At 47.6% G+C, this 15,855-nt stretch carries 15 protein-coding genes; 6 read left to right on the top strand and 9 right to left on the bottom strand.

Annotated elements, in window-relative coordinates; translation table 11 throughout:
- Positions 1 to 479 precede the first annotated feature (479 nt).
- Positions 480 to 1,958 carry a cbb3-type cytochrome c oxidase subunit I gene (locus BBC0122_RS03620; protein ID WP_149866633.1) on the bottom strand — a complete coding sequence of 493 codons (1,479 nt, stop codon included), beginning with the start codon at positions 1,956 to 1,958 and terminating at the stop codon, positions 480 to 482.
- Positions 1,959 to 2,233: 275 nt separating this feature from the next.
- Here BBC0122_RS03620 and BBC0122_RS03615 point away from each other — a divergent pair, with 275 nt between their 5' ends.
- The 4 genes from BBC0122_RS03615 (at position 2,234) to BBC0122_RS03605 (ending at position 6,114) form a co-directional block, all read left to right on the top strand.
- On the top strand, positions 2,234 to 2,776 hold the full coding sequence (locus tag BBC0122_RS03615; protein WP_077991431.1) for an invasion associated locus B family protein: 543 nt from the start codon (positions 2,234 to 2,236) through the stop codon (positions 2,774 to 2,776).
- A 125-nt stretch (positions 2,777 to 2,901) separates the two neighbouring features.
- Positions 2,902 to 4,314 (top strand): metalloprotease TldD, encoded by a 1,413-nt coding sequence (gene tldD, locus BBC0122_RS03610; protein ID WP_077991429.1) that lies wholly within the window; start codon positions 2,902 to 2,904, stop codon positions 4,312 to 4,314.
- A 154-nt stretch (positions 4,315 to 4,468) separates the two neighbouring features.
- Positions 4,469 to 4,663, top strand: a complete 195-nt coding sequence (locus tag BBC0122_RS12750; protein ID WP_149866632.1) for a hypothetical protein — start codon at positions 4,469 to 4,471, stop codon at positions 4,661 to 4,663.
- 227 nt (positions 4,664 to 4,890) lie between these two features.
- The gene (locus tag BBC0122_RS03605; RefSeq protein ID WP_077991428.1) at positions 4,891 to 6,114 is read left to right on the top strand and encodes a YeeE/YedE family protein; all 1,224 of its coding nucleotides are present in this window, start codon (positions 4,891 to 4,893) and stop codon (positions 6,112 to 6,114) included.
- A gap of 22 nt (positions 6,115 to 6,136) precedes the next feature.
- Here the strand turns inward: BBC0122_RS03605 and BBC0122_RS03600 are convergent, their stop codons facing one another.
- The 3 genes from BBC0122_RS03600 to dxs are packed head-to-tail and all read right to left on the bottom strand — an operon-like array spanning position 6,137 to position 10,056.
- Positions 6,137 to 7,390: a class I SAM-dependent RNA methyltransferase gene (locus BBC0122_RS03600; protein ID WP_077991426.1), complete on the bottom strand. Its 1,254-nt coding sequence runs from the start codon at positions 7,388 to 7,390 to the stop codon at positions 6,137 to 6,139.
- Positions 7,383 to 8,132: a TlyA family RNA methyltransferase gene (locus BBC0122_RS03595; RefSeq protein ID WP_077991425.1), complete on the bottom strand. Its 750-nt coding sequence runs from the start codon at positions 8,130 to 8,132 to the stop codon at positions 7,383 to 7,385. Before BBC0122_RS03595 ends, BBC0122_RS03600 begins: the two co-directional genes overlap by 8 nt.
- Position 8,133: 1 nt before the next feature.
- Complete coding sequence (dxs, locus tag BBC0122_RS03590; protein ID WP_077994479.1) at positions 8,134 to 10,056, bottom strand: 1-deoxy-D-xylulose-5-phosphate synthase; 1,923 nt, start codon at positions 10,054 to 10,056, stop codon at positions 8,134 to 8,136.
- A gap of 289 nt (positions 10,057 to 10,345) precedes the next feature.
- On the opposite strand from dxs, the gene BBC0122_RS03585 reads away from it, so the two are divergent.
- Positions 10,346 to 10,837 carry a DedA family protein gene (locus BBC0122_RS03585; protein ID WP_077991423.1) on the top strand — a complete coding sequence of 164 codons (492 nt, stop codon included), beginning with the start codon at positions 10,346 to 10,348 and terminating at the stop codon, positions 10,835 to 10,837.
- Between the two features lie 94 nt (positions 10,838 to 10,931).
- On the opposite strand, the gene BBC0122_RS03580 is transcribed toward BBC0122_RS03585, so the two are convergent.
- Genes BBC0122_RS03580 through aroC form a run of 3 tightly spaced genes read right to left on the bottom strand, consistent with a single transcriptional unit; the run spans position 10,932 to position 13,414 of the window.
- Positions 10,932 to 11,189, bottom strand: coding sequence for an exodeoxyribonuclease VII small subunit (locus tag BBC0122_RS03580; protein ID WP_077991421.1), 258 nt, complete (start codon positions 11,187 to 11,189; stop codon positions 10,932 to 10,934).
- 7 nt (positions 11,190 to 11,196) lie between these two features.
- Positions 11,197 to 12,309 carry a 3,4-dihydroxy-2-butanone-4-phosphate synthase gene (gene ribB, locus BBC0122_RS03575; protein ID WP_077991419.1) on the bottom strand — a complete coding sequence of 371 codons (1,113 nt, stop codon included), beginning with the start codon at positions 12,307 to 12,309 and terminating at the stop codon, positions 11,197 to 11,199.
- Between the two features lie 10 nt (positions 12,310 to 12,319).
- Positions 12,320 to 13,414, bottom strand: a complete 1,095-nt coding sequence (aroC, locus tag BBC0122_RS03570; protein WP_077994477.1) for a chorismate synthase — start codon at positions 13,412 to 13,414, stop codon at positions 12,320 to 12,322.
- Positions 13,415 to 13,635: 221 nt separating this feature from the next.
- Here aroC and BBC0122_RS03565 point away from each other — a divergent pair, with 221 nt between their 5' ends.
- On the top strand, positions 13,636 to 13,971 hold the full coding sequence (locus BBC0122_RS03565) for a DUF1344 domain-containing protein (protein ID WP_418214878.1): 336 nt from the start codon (positions 13,636 to 13,638) through the stop codon (positions 13,969 to 13,971).
- A gap of 183 nt (positions 13,972 to 14,154) precedes the next feature.
- Here BBC0122_RS03565 and BBC0122_RS03560 read toward each other — a convergent pair whose 3' ends face one another.
- Positions 14,155 to 14,748, bottom strand: a complete 594-nt coding sequence (locus tag BBC0122_RS03560) for a histidine phosphatase family protein (protein ID WP_077991418.1) — start codon at positions 14,746 to 14,748, stop codon at positions 14,155 to 14,157.
- A gap of 4 nt (positions 14,749 to 14,752) precedes the next feature.
- Positions 14,753 to 15,571, bottom strand: coding sequence for an enoyl-ACP reductase FabI (fabI, locus tag BBC0122_RS03555; RefSeq protein WP_077991416.1), 819 nt, complete (start codon positions 15,569 to 15,571; stop codon positions 14,753 to 14,755).
- Between the last annotated feature and the right edge of the window lie 284 nt (positions 15,572 to 15,855).

Below are 15,855 nucleotides of genomic sequence, written 5' to 3'. Positions count from 1 at the left end.
TTTTCCTTCCTGATTGGCGAACAACTTTGTGACTTACGAACGTGCAAGCCACATTTTCATAAAAACTATTTTAACAAAGAAACGCAACCGTTAAATTATTTATTCAGGCAAGCCAACAGATTTTCTCGCGATCTGCCTGCCTTTCCCATTTCGTTTTAAATTAGGAAAAATTGATTGCCACAACAAATCATCGGATAACACGGCAATAATCCGGTTTTTAAAAAATCCGGATTGATGCCTGATTAAAACAATGAGAAACAAATCAATTGCCGGACAAAATCGACTGCCGGCCAAATCAATAACCGGCGGAAGCAATAGCCTGATGACATCGTTGCGCCGATATGGCGAAGAGTATCAACCGGTTTCTTCCACATTGGCTCGAATACTGTCGTCCGGCCAGTTAAGCCCGATCCGAATTCACAAAAAGTCCGGCTACCTCGATAAACGCTGTCACATGAGGTTATTTTCAATAGCCGCCATCATTTCGTGATAACGGGCACTTTTTCCCAAACATTTCTGTCAGGCGGAGAAGCCAACTGCCATTCCAGTGTCAAAGCGCCCTCTCCCCACGGGTTGCTCTGCGCTTTCGTCTTCCGAACGAATGTTTCGCACACACCATAGACAAATACGATAACGGAAAAAGCAGCAAGAACTGCCCCGACAGAAGAGAAAATACCCGAAGCTGTTGAACCGAAGATAAGTCCATTGGTCAATTGATCGAGATGCTGTGGCAGAAAAATAGCATTCACGCCGACAAATAGCGACCAGAAGTGTATCCGCGTTGTGAGACTGCGACACATATAGCCGGTCATTTTCGGCAACCAATAATACCAACCCGCAAAAATCGCGAAAACCGCACTCAATGACAGTATGTAGTGAAAATGCGCAACAAAAGCGGACTGGTTTGCCCCGTTTACACTATTGCCCGTTGCTGCAAGCTGCAATGCAGAAAGCTGCCCCATCAAAACAACAAAGAAAAAACCCATAGCCCAGAGCATTGGCATCTCGAATTTGAAACGGCTTTTAACCAAAGTCACAAACCAGCTCAAAAGGATAAAAGCGGTTGGCAAAATGATAAGAGGCAAAGCAACCCTGAAATAACGGGCCATGACATCAGGTGTCCGGAATTCAAAAAGATCATTCATCCATAAAATAAAGCCGATGGTGCCGATAAACACCATTGCTGCCACAACACCGTTTTCCATCCAGAGGCGACGTTTCGTGAATGTCACCAGAATTTCACTGACAATTCCGAAAGCCGGTAACAGGAGAACATAGATTTCGGGATGGCTGAAAAACCATACCATCATTGACGGGTTATCAACAGAAACAGGTCCGCTTAATACCAATCCGGTCAACGCCGCCAACATCGCCGGAACCGACATCAATCCGAGAAAAGAAGCGACAAGCACCGACCAGACAAAAACCGGCAAACGTGCAAGTGTGAGACCGGGTGCACGCATTGTTATGATTGTCGTGATGAAATTGATAAAACTGATAATAAATGACATCGAGCCTATGAAAATGCTCGCCAACATTAAAATTTTGAACCGGCTTTCATCGCCAAACGACAAGAGGGCAGCGAAACCTGAAAGAACAGTGAGTAACAACAATAAAAAGGCAATCAGATTTGCACGAGGAAATGCCACATTATGCGTGCCAATCATGAGTGGTACAAACCAATTGGCAAAACCGCCGATCAATGCCGGCATAACCATGAAAAACACCAGAATCAGTGCGTGTGCGGTGTTCATAAAAGACAATAAAGCCGGATCGGATGGAACGATGAGCGATAGAAAGGCAAGATCGGAGCCATTGAGAGCAAGCCGTAGAACAAAAGAAAAGACTGCACCGATGACACCTGCAACAATGGCGAGCACCAGATAGAGCGTACCGATTGCCCTGCTATCTAGGTTCAATATCGATGAAAAGAAACTTTTTTTTACGTATTCAGACATCAATTTTGCCAAATAAATCAAGCAATCAAGCGACTGCGGAACCACTTTTTCACTGCTTTAACAACATTTCAATATCAAAACAATGCGACAAACAGACCCAAATAGAAACACTTCATCGCCTTAATTGTCAAATTTTCCAGTTTTTGCCATGTTCTCGCCCAAGAATTGAACACTATGTTATATCAGTTGTGTATGGTTTATATTCTAGAGCTGTTGGGCACTTTTCATGAAGGCTTAAGCACGATAACGTCATGATGATTCGAGCAGGAGTTCTTATGTCACTTCGTCAATTCTTCAAACGAGCTTGTAGCGTTGCGGCGTTTTGTTTAACAACAATCGGGTTTTGTCTTCCCGTGACAGTGGCGCAAACGCCAAATCAACAGGAAGTTCCTGCACCCAAAACCTTTGGAGCCTGGACCAAGGTTTGCTCTCTGCCACCGGGCACACCCAATGTCCAATGCGAGGTCGTACAAAATGTTCGGGCACAAAACCGCCCCGACATTGCTTTTCGTGTGACACTTTATAAGTTGCCTAAAAATCAGGGAACGCTGATGCGGGTTTTCGTTCCGATCAGAGTAGAATTGCGCTTGGGCGTTGGTATCAAGATTGACAATAAAGATATGGGTAAAATGGAATATCGCCGTTGTCTAGGTGACAATTGCGTAGCCGAAGCCTTCTTGAAAGACGATGATCTGAAATCTTTCCTTGACGGAAAAATGGCAACCTATTTCATATTCACAACGCCTGAGGAAGGCGTCGGCGGCATGATTGATCTTAACGGCTTGAAGGAAGCCTATGCAGCGCTCCCCAAAGAGTGATGAAGACACGGTCATGCCAATGAAATATTTTTCCATGAATAAAAGCTTGAAGCGGCCTTTATAAAAGCTTTGGCGCTTTTTATATAAAACAATACAAATGGCCGTTTAAAAGACAGGAAAATTTTATGAAACCGCTGATCGAACAATTCGACATTGGAGCCAATGATGTTCAGTCAATCGTAAAGAACACATTGAAAGATGCAGATGATGGTGAATTGTTTCTTGAATATCGTGAAAGCGAGTCACTCCTTTTCGATAATGGAAGATTGAAAAATGGCTCGTTCGATCAGGATAAGGGCTTCGGTTTACGTGCTGTCGCAGGTGAGGCAACGGGCTATGCCCATTCCGGAGAACTGACAAAAGCAGCCTTGAACAGAGCTTCCGATGCTGCAAAAGCTGTCACCCACGGTTACCACGGAAATTATAGTGCTGCACCGCGTGGCACCAATAAAAAACTCTATGACGAACTGAACCCCCTTTCCTCACCTTCATTTGAATCAAAGGTCGCGCTTCTCGAAAAGATCGATTCCTATATTCGCAACAAAAATGATGCTGTCCGGCAAGTTTCTGTTTCGCTAGCCGGTTCGATGCAACAAGTCGAAATCTTGCGCGCCGATGGCGAGCTTGTGCATGATGTTCGCCCGCTTGTGCGCCTTGCCGTATCTGTGGTTGCAGCCAAAGGCGACAGACTTGAAAACGGTTTTTACGGCTGTGGCGGTCGTGAAGCTTTCGACCGCTTTGTTACCGAAGACAATTGGCAAATGGCAGCCGATGAAGCGCTCCGCATGGCTTTGGTGAACCTCGAAGCAGAGCCTGCGCCGGCAGGCACGTTCGATGTTGTTCTTGCAAGCGGTTGGCCAGGTGTCATGTTGCATGAAGCAGTCGGGCACGGGCTTGAAGGTGATTTCAACCGGAAGAAAACTTCTGCATTTTCAGGCCTCATGGGGCAACAGGTTGCCGCAAAAGGCGTGACTGTTATTGACGACGGTTCGATTGCAGGGCGTCGCGGCTCGCTCACGGTTGATGACGAAGGAACACCTTCCGCACGTAATGTTCTCATAGAGGACGGAAAGCTTGTCGGCTATATGCAAGACCGGCTTAATGCGCGTTTGATGGGTATGCACCCCACCGGCAACGGACGGCGTGAATCCTATGCCTGTGCGCCAATGCCCAGAATGACCAATACAATGATGTTAGGCGGCCAATACACACCTGAAGAAGTGCTCGGCTCCTTGAAGGATGGGATTTATGCCGTTTCCTTCGGCGGTGGACAGGTCGATATTACTTCGGGAAAATTTGTGTTTGAATGCACCGAAGCCTATCGCGTCAGAAATGGCAAAATCGTTGCCCCGATCAAAGGGGCTACACTTATCGGCAATGGCCCTGAAGCCATGAAGCGCATCACAATGATCGGTAACGACCCGAAACTTGATAATGGTATCGGTACATGCGGGAAAAACGGTCAAAGTGTTCCTGTCGGCGTCGGACTTCCGCATTTGCGTATCAATGCAATGACGATTGGTGGCACTGCCGTTTGAACGCTTGATGCAAAGTTGTTCAAAAAACCTGTTCCGTTTCTACATCTATAGCAGTTCCATTTCTGCATCTATAGCAATTGCTGAACATTCGCCCTCTATTCTGGCCGAATGACCGGCGCAGGGGTGTCGATGCATGCGGGAGCGTCGAATCCTGATGGGAACAGTTAAACCTTTTGAACCTGCCATGACCATTATGCTTGAAATCCCGATAGAACAAAGTGGTTTCCAAAGACTACCTCTTCCGGCGCCGGATAACAACAGGAAGCACTTATTTTTCATGTCTCCCGAACAGGCTCGCGCCTCTATTATTTATAGTTCAATTTGCTCTTCAGATTTCAATTCAAAATAATTTCCTTTTCCTATCCGGTGGTTGACCGACAACATGGAAAATTGGGAGACGCCGATCCGATAGTACAAACCGGCCTTTTATTTCGCAAAAAATAATTCGGAAAAATTTGTTTCTGTGACGTAATTATCTTGTTTTTTCTGTACTTTGCGTTGAAAATAGAAACCGAATTTTGTAGGCAAAGTAATGAAATCGCCCCATGTGGGTTTTCATGATTGAAAGGAATTTCCATGTACACGGTCGTGTCTGGTCAGCCTCAAAAGCTGTCTCATCATTTTACACTTCCTAAAATTATCAGCGCTTTATTCATTGTGCTTGCTGCAATTTGGCTCTCGGCTGCCTATAGTGTCGAGCAAGGGCTTTTGCTTCTTGTCGGTGCAGCTCTTGGAATAACGCTTTACCATGCATCATTCGGCTTTACATCCGCCTGGCGCAATTTCATCCTTGATGGCCGCGGGCGTGGCTTGCGCGTGCAAATGCTGATGCTGGCAATTGCCGTCCTGCTTTTTTTCCCGACCTTAAGCCTTGGCGAAGTTTTCGGACATCCCGTCAATGGCTCGCTCGCTCCTTTGAGCCTTTCGGTTATCATCGGAGCCTTTATGTTCGGCATCGGAATGCAACTTGCAGGTGGCTGTGCTTCGGGTGTGCTGTTTACCCTTGGGGGCGGTAATGCCCGTATGCTTCTCGTTCTCGCATTTTTTGTGCTTGGCGGCTTTATTTCAACGGCACATGCATCATTCTGGGCAAATATGCCCGCCTTACAACCCGTGTCACTGGTTAAAACCCTCGGCGCGCCATTAGGCATTGTTGTTTCGCTCGTCCTTTTTGCAATTATTGCCGCACTGACCGTTGTCATCGAAAAACGTCGTCACGGCGAGCTTGAACACGAAAAGGCGACCACTCATAAAGGTCTTGAACGGTTTTTCCGCGGCCCTTGGCCAATGGTTTGGGGCGGCGTTGCCTTGGCGCTCCTCAATTATCTGACACTGGTCATTTCCGGTAAACCGTGGAGCATTGCCGGCGCCTTTCCGATTTGGGGCGCGAAGATCAGCTCTGCTCTCGGTGTCGATGTCGCAAGTTGGCAGTTCTGGCAAAACCCCGGAAATGCCAAAAATCTCGCCTCAAGCATATTTTCCAATGTCACATCGGTCATGGATTTCGGTATTATTGCCGGTGCAATGTTGGCCGCTGGTCTAGCCGGTCGTTTTGCATTCAAATTCCGTATGCCCATCGGCTCTGCATGTGCTGCCGTGATCGGCGGGTTGCTTCTCGGCTATGGTGCCCGCGTTGGCTTCGGCTGCAATATCGGTGCATATTTTTCAGGCATTGCGTCGGGAAGCCTGCATGGCTGGCTCTGGGTTGTTGCGGCATTTTTCGGAAACACTGCCGGCGTTTATTTAAGGCCGGTGTTCTATAAAAATCCGCAAACCGCACCTCAAATCAAATCCTGCTAGAGATTATAGCTGTTTTAATTCTTTAAAGGCGCCAGCCCGGTTTGGGCTTGCGCTTTTTAAGCAAAGCGACGGCCTCGACATGGGGTGACCATAAAAACTGGTCTATCGGCACGAGTTTTTCGATTGTATAGCCGCCTTCGACCAAAATAGACAAATCACGCGACATTGTGACCGGATTACAGGAAACCGCAACCACATGCGGTATATTCATTTTGGCAATTTCCCGCGCCTGTTCTTCTGCACCTGCCCGCGGCGGGTCGAAAACAAGCCCGTCAAAAGCTTCCAATTCACGCGGCAGAAGCGGGCGACGGAATAAATCCCGCTTCTCATAGGTTACAGTCTTCAGCCCGACCGATTGCCGATAGGCCCGATCAAGGCTTTTTAAAGCGCTATCATCATTTTCGACAGCATGAACTTTCATCTTTTCGGCCATGCGGAATGTAAATGTGCCCGCACCGGAAAAAAGATCGGCCGCGTTTTTTGCTTTCTTCAAACCTTGCATGACAAGGCTCGCCATAAACTCTTCCGCTTCTTTGGTTGCTTGCAAAAAACCGCCTGCCGCAAGTTCGACAGTGGCCGAACCGAAATGGAGTTCCGGCCTTTCTTTCTCTATGATGATCTCGCCATCTGCTGTCAAACGTATGAAGGATTGCTTCAAGCCCTCTTCTACAAGCCGCTGGCGCAATTTTTCGTCATTGATTTTACACCCCTCCAATGCGACATCAATTCCGTTTTCCGCCAATGTCACGTTAATCCGTATTTCCTTCGCGTAATTTGCCAATAAAGCAGCAAGCGATCTGATAGCGGCGAGTTCGTCAACAAGCTCCGGACGCGAGACGGGGCATTCCTCGATTGCTATAACATCATGTGACTGATAACGATTGAACCCGACAATTTGTCCTTTCGGCGTTACGCGGGCAGTCAATATCATGCGGCGGCGTGTATGCGGCTCACATGGAATAACCGGCTCCACATCGGTTGTAATTTTTCTCCCTTCCAATGCTTCAACAACCAAAGACCTTTTCCACATTTGGTAGGGGTCATCGGCCCAATGCTGCAAGGCACAACCACCGCAGGCCTCGAAATGTCTGCATTTTGCTTCAACCCTTTCGGGCGAGCTTTTTTTTAAAGCGATGATAGTCCCGTGACCATTTTCGACGGCAATATTGGCAACTTCGTGAGGAAGTGCGAACGGGACATAGACTGCGCCATGCTTCGTCTTTGCAACACCATCACCGGCAACACCGACATGGTCGATCACGACCTCTTCAATCATTGCTTTTTTCTCCAAAAAGTAAATATTCGCGATTTCCGTCACCACCTTCGATCGGTGAAGCAATCAGCCCTTTTGCATGCCACTTATCAAGTCCGTCAAGCCAGTTAAAAAGATCGCGAGCCACACTTTCCGCGCGGGATGGGTCTTTGACAATGCCACCTTTGCCAATGCCCTCGCGCCCGATTTCAAATTGTGGTTTGACAAGAAGCACTGCCTGAGCGCCCGGTTTTGCCAGTTCCAAGGCTGGTGGTAAAGCCAATTTTAACGAAATAAAACTCACATCGGAAACCACAAGCCCGATTTGGCGATTTTCGAGATGCCTGTCTTCAAGGTCGCGGGCGTTTAGCCCCTCGTAAAGGGTAATAGCAGGGTGACCGACAAGCGAAGGGTGAAGTTGCCCGTGCCCGACATCGACTGCTATGACGTGACTTGCTCCTTTTTCAAGCAAAACCTCTGTAAATCCACCTGTTGACGAACCGATATCGAGAGCAGTCACACCCTTTGTTTTGACAGGGAAATATGAAAGTGCAGCAATCAGTTTCAAAGCAGCACGGGATACATAATGTTGTGCAGGGTCAAAAACCGCAATATCGGCGTTCTCCAAAACAGGCTGACCCGGCTTTTTTACAACAATGCCGTTGATTGTTACCGTGCCTCTTGAAATTGCGTCTCTGGCACGTGAACGCGTTGAAAAGAAATTCCTTTCAACCAGAAGCGTGTCCAATCTTGGCCGTTCGGGCATTTCAAGCTCTGATTTGCGGTGTTGCCAATGCTTCGCGGCCAAGAGCAGCAAAAACCGTATTCACAATGCCGCGTCTATCAAGACCAACATCGGCAAGAACTTTCGCTTGCGGGCCATGATAGAGATATTTATCCGGCAATGTCAGAGTGCGGATTTTCAACCCCCTGTCGAGCAATCCGTCTTTTGCAAGGAATTGCAAGACTTGTGCACCGAAACCTCCCGCCGCGCCTTCTTCAATCGTGACAAGAACCTCATGTTCCTGAGCAAGACGGCGAACAAGATCTTCATCGAGAGGCTTTGCAAAACGGGCATCCGCAACAGTTGTCGAAAGTCCGGCAGCGGCAAGTTCATCAGCGGCAGCAAGTGCCTCTTGCAATCTGGTACCAAAGGCCAAAAGTGCAACTTTATTGCCTTCGCGCACAATACGCCCCTTACCGATTTCAATCAATTCGCCACGTTCCGGCAATTTCAAGCCGATACCTTCACCGCGTGGATAGCGGAATGAAATCGGCCCCTGATCGTAGGCAGCGGCTGTGCGCACCATATTCATCAATTCGCGCTCGTCCGAAGGTGCCATGACGACAAACCCTGGAAGTGCAGACAAAAAGACCGTGTCATAACTTCCGGCATGGGTTGAACCGTCGGCTCCGACAAAACCGGCACGGTCTATCGCGAATTTCACCGGCAATTGTTGTATTGAAACATCATGAACAATCTGGTCATAAGCACGCTGGAGAAATGTGGAATAAATAGCCACAAAAGGTTTCATACCTTCGCAAGACATGCCTGCTGCAAAAGTGACTGCATGTTGCTCGGCAATACCGACATCGAACATACGTTCAGGAAACTTTGCGGCAAACTTGTCTAGCCCCGTTCCGGTAGGCATTGCAGCCGTAACCGCAACAATTTTGTCATCAAGCGTTGCTTCCTTAATCAAAGAATCGGCAAATACTTTGGTGTAGGAGGGAGCTTTGCTTTGAACCTTTATTTGTTCACCGGTTACAACGTTGAAACGGCTAACGCCGTGATATTTGTCACTTGCTGCTTCAGCCGGAGCATAGCCCTTGCCTTTGCGCGTAATAACGTGGACAAGAACCGGACCGTTCGGATGCTCGCGGACATTTTTCAAAACCGGCAGGAGATGCTCGATATTGTGGCCGTCGATCGGTCCGACATAGTAGAACCCCAACTCTTCAAACAGTGTTCCGCCGGTTAGAAAACCGCGTGCAAATTCTTCCCCGCGACGGGCTTTATCCCAGAAAAATTTGGGAAGCTTTTTGCTCAAAGCTTTGGCGCGTTCACGCAGATTGCGGTATGAAGGGCTTGAAACCAGCCGTGCAAGATAAGCGCTCATAGCACCGGTTGGCGGAGCAATCGACATATCATTGTCGTTGAGAATAACAATGAGGCGTGCGTCAAGCGAACCGGCATTGTTCATCGCCTCATAGGCCATACCGGCCGACATTGCACCGTCACCGATAACGGCTATAACATTGCGCTGTTTTTCCTGTTTAAGTTCACTGGCTACAGCCATACCCAATCCGGCAGAAATGGACGTAGAGGAATGCCCCGCCCCGAACGGATCATAAATGCTTTCACTGCGTTTGGTAAAACCCGATAACCCGCCTTCCTGACGAAGAGTGCGGATACGATCCCGCCTTCCGGTCAATATCTTATGCGGGTAAGCCTGATGGCCAACATCCCAAATGATACGATCTTCAGGCGTGTTGAAAACATAATGCAGGGCAACAGTCAGTTCTACCACGCCCAGCCCCGCGCCCAAGTGCCCCCCTGTTACCGATACAGCATCAATAGTTTCTGCCCGCAATTCATTAGCGACTTCTGTCAAGGAGCTTTCCGGCAAACGGCGCAGATCCTCCGGCAGATGTATCTTGTCCAACAATGGTGTTGATGGTCGCGACAAATTATTTTCCTTGGTTTTTTCAACTGTTAACATATTTTACCGACTGTTGAAGCTTTACAGCTTTTGGAAGATATTTGCACCTCAAAACTCAAAAAATTTAATTTATTATGTTCCGCCGTTCATCAAATTGTGATGATTATCTCCTCACCCCCACCCGATTTGATCGACGTTACACATTTTTCGAGTTTTATGATGAACTTGATTACGATCGAAAATGCGACATATGGCCAAATTATAGTCAGGCTTTCTGATTATTCTTATAAGATTAGCGTAAGTTAGATGATAGGCAATGGTTGAACAATATTTAGAGCATTGGATTTCGCAATATGGCCCGTTTGCCTATTTCTTTATCCTCTATCTCGAATCATTCGGAGCACCTGTTCCCGGAGAAAGCGGCCTCATCGCCGGTTCGCTTATGGCGGCTGCTGGAAAGCTTGATCTGTTACCCATGTTGATATGCGCGTTTTCTGGTAGCGTACTGGGCGACTGTACAGGTTATGCCATCGGCCATTTCGGTGGCAAAAAACTGTTGTTACGCTACGGACATTACGTCAAACTGACACCACAACGTCTTGAAGAATTCGAGGCAATGCTTGACAAACGCGGCTTTTTCTTTGTCGCAACAGCCCGCTTCATTGTAGTTTTACGTCAATTGAACGGGATTATTGCAGGTTCCGGCGGCATGGCTTTTCCGAAATTTCTGGTCGCCAATATTATCGGGGCAGCCTCGTGGACTCTTGTTTGGGGAGGCGGCCCCTATCTCGTAAAATTCCTCTTTTGACGAGGGTTCCGCATCAAGCGGCTCCGCCCTTCCGGTTAACGTTCCAGTTGGTGTTCCGCATCAAGCGGCTCCGCCCTTCCGGTTAACGTTCCAGTTAATGTTCCGCATCAAGCGGTTCCAAACCTTCCGGTTGACCTTCACGTGACAGACGGATTTTATCAACCTTGTTTTCTGCTGCTTTCAAAAGTTGGTCGCAATGCTTTTTCAATGCTTCGCCGCGTTCGTAAATGCGGATCGTCTCATCAAGCGCAACGTCTCCCCGTTCAAGCTTTTCAACAATCTCTTCCAAAGCACCAAGTGCTTTCTCGAAGCTCATTTGCGAAACGTCCGCATTGTCTTTCTCTTCTGCCATTCAAGCCTCACAAAATATCTGTTTTTTCAATATGGATACCAAAGCCTTCAAGACCGACATAATGTCTTTCGCGCGAGGCATAAAGAATGACCGAAGTAATACCGAGGCTTTTTAGAATTTGTGCGCCCAAGCCGATCTGGCGCCATTCTTCCTCACGCGCAACAGCCTGTTCATGCGTCTCCAGTCCCTCCATAGCCATTTCGCGGTCGCGTATTTCATCGGCAGAACCAACCCCGACAGACCCGGCTCTGAGATAGACAAATACGCCGCGTTTTTCTTTTTCGGCCATAAGCCGCAGAACAGATTCAATTTCGTGTTTTTTGCCAAAAACATCGGCAACAACATTTTCACGTTGCAAACGGACAGGAATATTTTCACCATCGCGTATGTCGCCGAAGACAACTGCAACATGTTGCATCGGTTCCCAAGGCAATTGATAGCTGTGGGCGACGGCAGGTCCCACAAGTGTATCGACTTTCATCTCGTCAACATGTTCGATAAGGGTTTCCTTGCGTTGACGATAGGCAATAAGATCGGCCACTGTTACGACATGGAGATTGTGTTCTTTCGCAAATTTTCTCACCTCTGGGCCATGCTTGACGGTTCCATCGTCATTCATCAATTCGCCGATCACACCGACAGGCGGGAGATTTGCAAGTTTGCACAAGTCGACGGCAGCTTCGGTGTGACCGGAGCGCATCAACACGCCACCTTCACGGGCAATAAGCGGAAATACGTGTCCCGGCCTACTGAAATCGGATGCGCTGGCATTCGGGTTTGCGAGATTTCGCACTGTCAGCGTCCGGTCTTCGGCGGAAATTCCGGTTGTCGTGCCATGCAGAAAATCGACTGTAACTGTGAAAGCTGTATGATGGGCCGAATCATTATTTGAAACCATTGGCGCCAAATTGAGGCGCTTTGCTTCTTCACCCGTCATTGGTGCGCAGATGATACCGGACGTATTGCGCACAATAAACGCCATTTTTTCCGGTGTGCAGTGAACGGCTGCAACAATAAGGTCGCCCTCGTTTTCACGTCCGTCATCATCCGTAACAGCGACAATTTCGCCCCGTTCAAATGCCCTTATAGCGTCAACGACCGATTTCTGGTTGAATGTCATAATAGTCCTTTCAGATCCGGCCAGTTTGGCCACGATGTCTAAGATAATGGTCGGCAATAGCACATGCCACCATTGCTTCTCCTACCGGTACAGCTCTTATTCCAACACAAGGATCGTGCCGCCCTTTTGTCACAACATCAACATTATTTCCGTCAACATCCACAGAACGCCGCGGTATCAATATTGATGATGTCGGTTTAACAGCAAAACGCGCAATTATCGGTTCACCGTTGGAAATTCCTCCCAGAATACCACCGGCGTGGTTGCTTAAAAAAACCGGTTTTCCATTTTCCCCATGGCGCATTTCGTCTGCATTTTCTTCGCCTGTCAAGCGTGCAGCATGAAATCCTTCACCGATTTCGACAGCCTTGACAGCGTTGATCGACATGAGAAAAGACGCAATATCCTGATCGAGCTTCCCATAAACGGGTGCACCAAGACCGGCCGGTACATTTTCTGCAACAATTTCCACTATAGCACCGATTGAAGAACCTTTTTTACGAATATCGTCCAGATAGGCCGCAAATTTTTCAGCAGCGACCTTGTCAGGCGTAAAAAAAGGATTTTTTTCGACTTCATCCCAATCCCAGCGTGAGCGGTCAATATCGATTGTACCAATGGCGATGATCGCACCCCGAATACGCACATCCGGAACAACTTTGCGCGCTATCGCGCCGGCAGCCACACGCGCCGCCGTTTCGCGGGCAGAAGAACGCCCGCCACCCCGATAATCCCGAATGCCATATTTTACATCATAAGTGTAATCGGCGTGTCCGGGACGATATTCGCGGGCAATATTCCCGTAATCTTTTGACCGTTGATCGGTATTTTCGATCATCATGGAAATAGGCGTTCCGGTCGTAACCAATTTTTCCCCGTCATCACAGGGGAGCACGCCCGATAAAACTTTGACCTGATCGGCCTCGCGACGCTGTGTTGTGTAGCGCGATTGTCCGGGCTTGCGTTTATCAAGATAGCTTTGGACTTCGGAAACCGAGAATTTAATCCCCGGAGGGCAACCGTCGATGACACAACCGAGAGCCGGTCCATGGCTTTCGCCCCATGTTGTGACGCGGAACAATTCACCGAATGTATTATATGACATGAAAACGCCAATCCAACTTTGCAACCTTGTTTGTTCTATTAACCTTTTTGCTTCCGGTCAAACATTAGCAAAGCGGGATAAGAACAATTTTGCTCGATAATTGGAAATTTTTCCACAATTCCTGCCAATTCCGATTTGACCTTGTTTTATAATGAGGCCGGAATAGCAATTCTTCGACAAAATTGCCGTATTATTTCATATACTCGATTTTTGATTGACCTATGGCTATGGTTTCGACACAATCGGTTGACATTAATCAGGCTGATTTGGAATTGAAATCCTATAATTTTGAAAGGTCTATTATGAGAAAACTGGTTTTTGCGGGTATACTAGCAACGTTTCTTTTTCCAGCGTTAGCCTTTGCTGATGATGTCAAGGGAACGATAACAGTTATCGACCAGGACAATAATACGATCGAGCTTGATAATGGAAAAACATATAGTTTACCAGGTGAATTCGATTATTCCGTGCTCAATGAAGGTATGAAAGTCATTGTGTTTTATGACACAGAAGGTAACAACCGTTACGTCACCGATATTGAACCGCAGGAAGGTTGATAATCGTTCCCGACCGGCTTTTATTTTATTCAATAAAACACGCAAAATCGTGCAGTTGCCCACCTAACACCGCAGTTGCACACATGACGCCGAAGTTTCATATAAATCCTGCGGTTGCACACCGTTTCTTTCTGTCGAATCCGGTGTGCGTATAATGGTTTTACCGCAAGGTCGGGCAATAACTTAAAGCCATTCCAACCCGTGTTCGTCAAAACGTAAAATACGATCCTGATCGACCATAAAATTGGCAGCTTCCGCTTCGCTCAATCCGCCATAAATATGCATGATTGAACGCAGACACCCGCCATGGGTCACACAAACCGTATTACCTTGAACCTTTTCGACCCAATCCTTGACACGTCTGGCAAGCATGGCATAGCTTTCCGCCTTTTCGCCAGGGGGTAAGAAATTCCACTTGTCGGCTACACGTGCGGCAATCAATTCGGGATGAACTTTTGCTATGTCATCCTCGGTTGTGCCTTGCCAATCACCGAAATGCATTTCCATCAACTGCGGATCCGTGCGATAGCCGCGAATATCAAGCCCCATTTCACCACGGATGATTTCCATAGTTTCACGGGTGCGCCGCAGCGGACTGGCAACAAAATCAAAGCCTTCAGCTTCCCCCAACAGCTCTTTCAACAACCGGCCATTACGTGCAGCCTGCTGGCGACCATATTCGGTAATATCCCGATCAATCTGCCCCTGAATGCGTTTGGTAATGTTCCAGTCTGTCTGACCATGACGGGAAAAATAAATAAGTGGACGCTTGGACACTTTCTCAATCCTTTACAACAGAAATATCCGGTGCATCGACTGCTTTCATACCAATGACATGATATCCGGCGTCGACGTGGTGAACTTCGCCGGTTACCGAACGGGACAAATCCGAAACAAGATAAAGTGCGGAATCGCCAACCTCGTCAATCGTAACTGTCCGACGAAGGGGCGCATTGTATTCATTCCATTTGAGTATATACCGGAAGTCACCGATACCTGACGCAGCCAATGTTTTGATCGGACCGGCCGATAAAGCATTGACACGAATTTTTTTAGGCCCAAGGTCGACAGCAAGATATTTTACACTCGCTTCAAGTGCGGCTTTGGCAACCCCCATAACATTATAATTCGGCATGACTTTTTCCGAACCATAGTAAGTCAAAGTCAGAATGGAACCACCATCAGGCATCAATTTTTCTGCCCTTTGGGTCACTGCTGTAAGGGAATAGACAGAAATATTCATCGTCATGTTGAAATTTCTTTCCGTCGTATCAACATAACGTCCTGTCAGCTCATCCTTGTCGGAAAAACCGATTGCATGAACGAGAAAGTCGATTTTCCCCCATTTCTGTTTTACCGCATCGAATGCTGCATCAATTGACGCTGCATCCGTTACATCACAATGGCCACAAACAAATCCCCCGACCTCTTCTGCTAACGGTACCACACGTTTTTTAAGTGCTTCCCCCTGATAGGTAAAAGCAAGTTCGGCACCGGCATTGTGTGCAGCTTTTGCGATACCCCATGCAATTGAATGATTATTTGCAAGCCCAAGAATTAAACCGCGCTTGCCACGCAACAAACCGTTACTGTCACCCATTGGTATTGCCTCATAATTGCTTGATATCAGTTTTCGCTTTTTGCCCTATGACATAGCTCACGCATTTCTTCAAGTAATTGGTGCAATTTGTTCGTGGAAACCCATAATTATGCAACGTAAACACAAAAAATTGTTAAAAATGCCAACCGGTTTCAAGTTTTAACCGGTAAAGCCCCCGACAATGGCAGCTAACTTGCGGCTCCCTTTTAACTGATTTTTTTGCCGCCAAGATAACGCTGCAATAAAGATTGTAAAACAGACAGGAAACAAGCGCCCCCCTTAAC

This window comes from Ditibartonella choladocola, assembly GCF_002007565.1.
GTDB lineage: Bacteria > Pseudomonadota > Alphaproteobacteria > Rhizobiales > Rhizobiaceae > Bartonella > Bartonella choladocola.
Note: the sequence above shows the minus strand (reverse complement) of the source record. Positions and strands in the feature narration are given on the sequence as shown.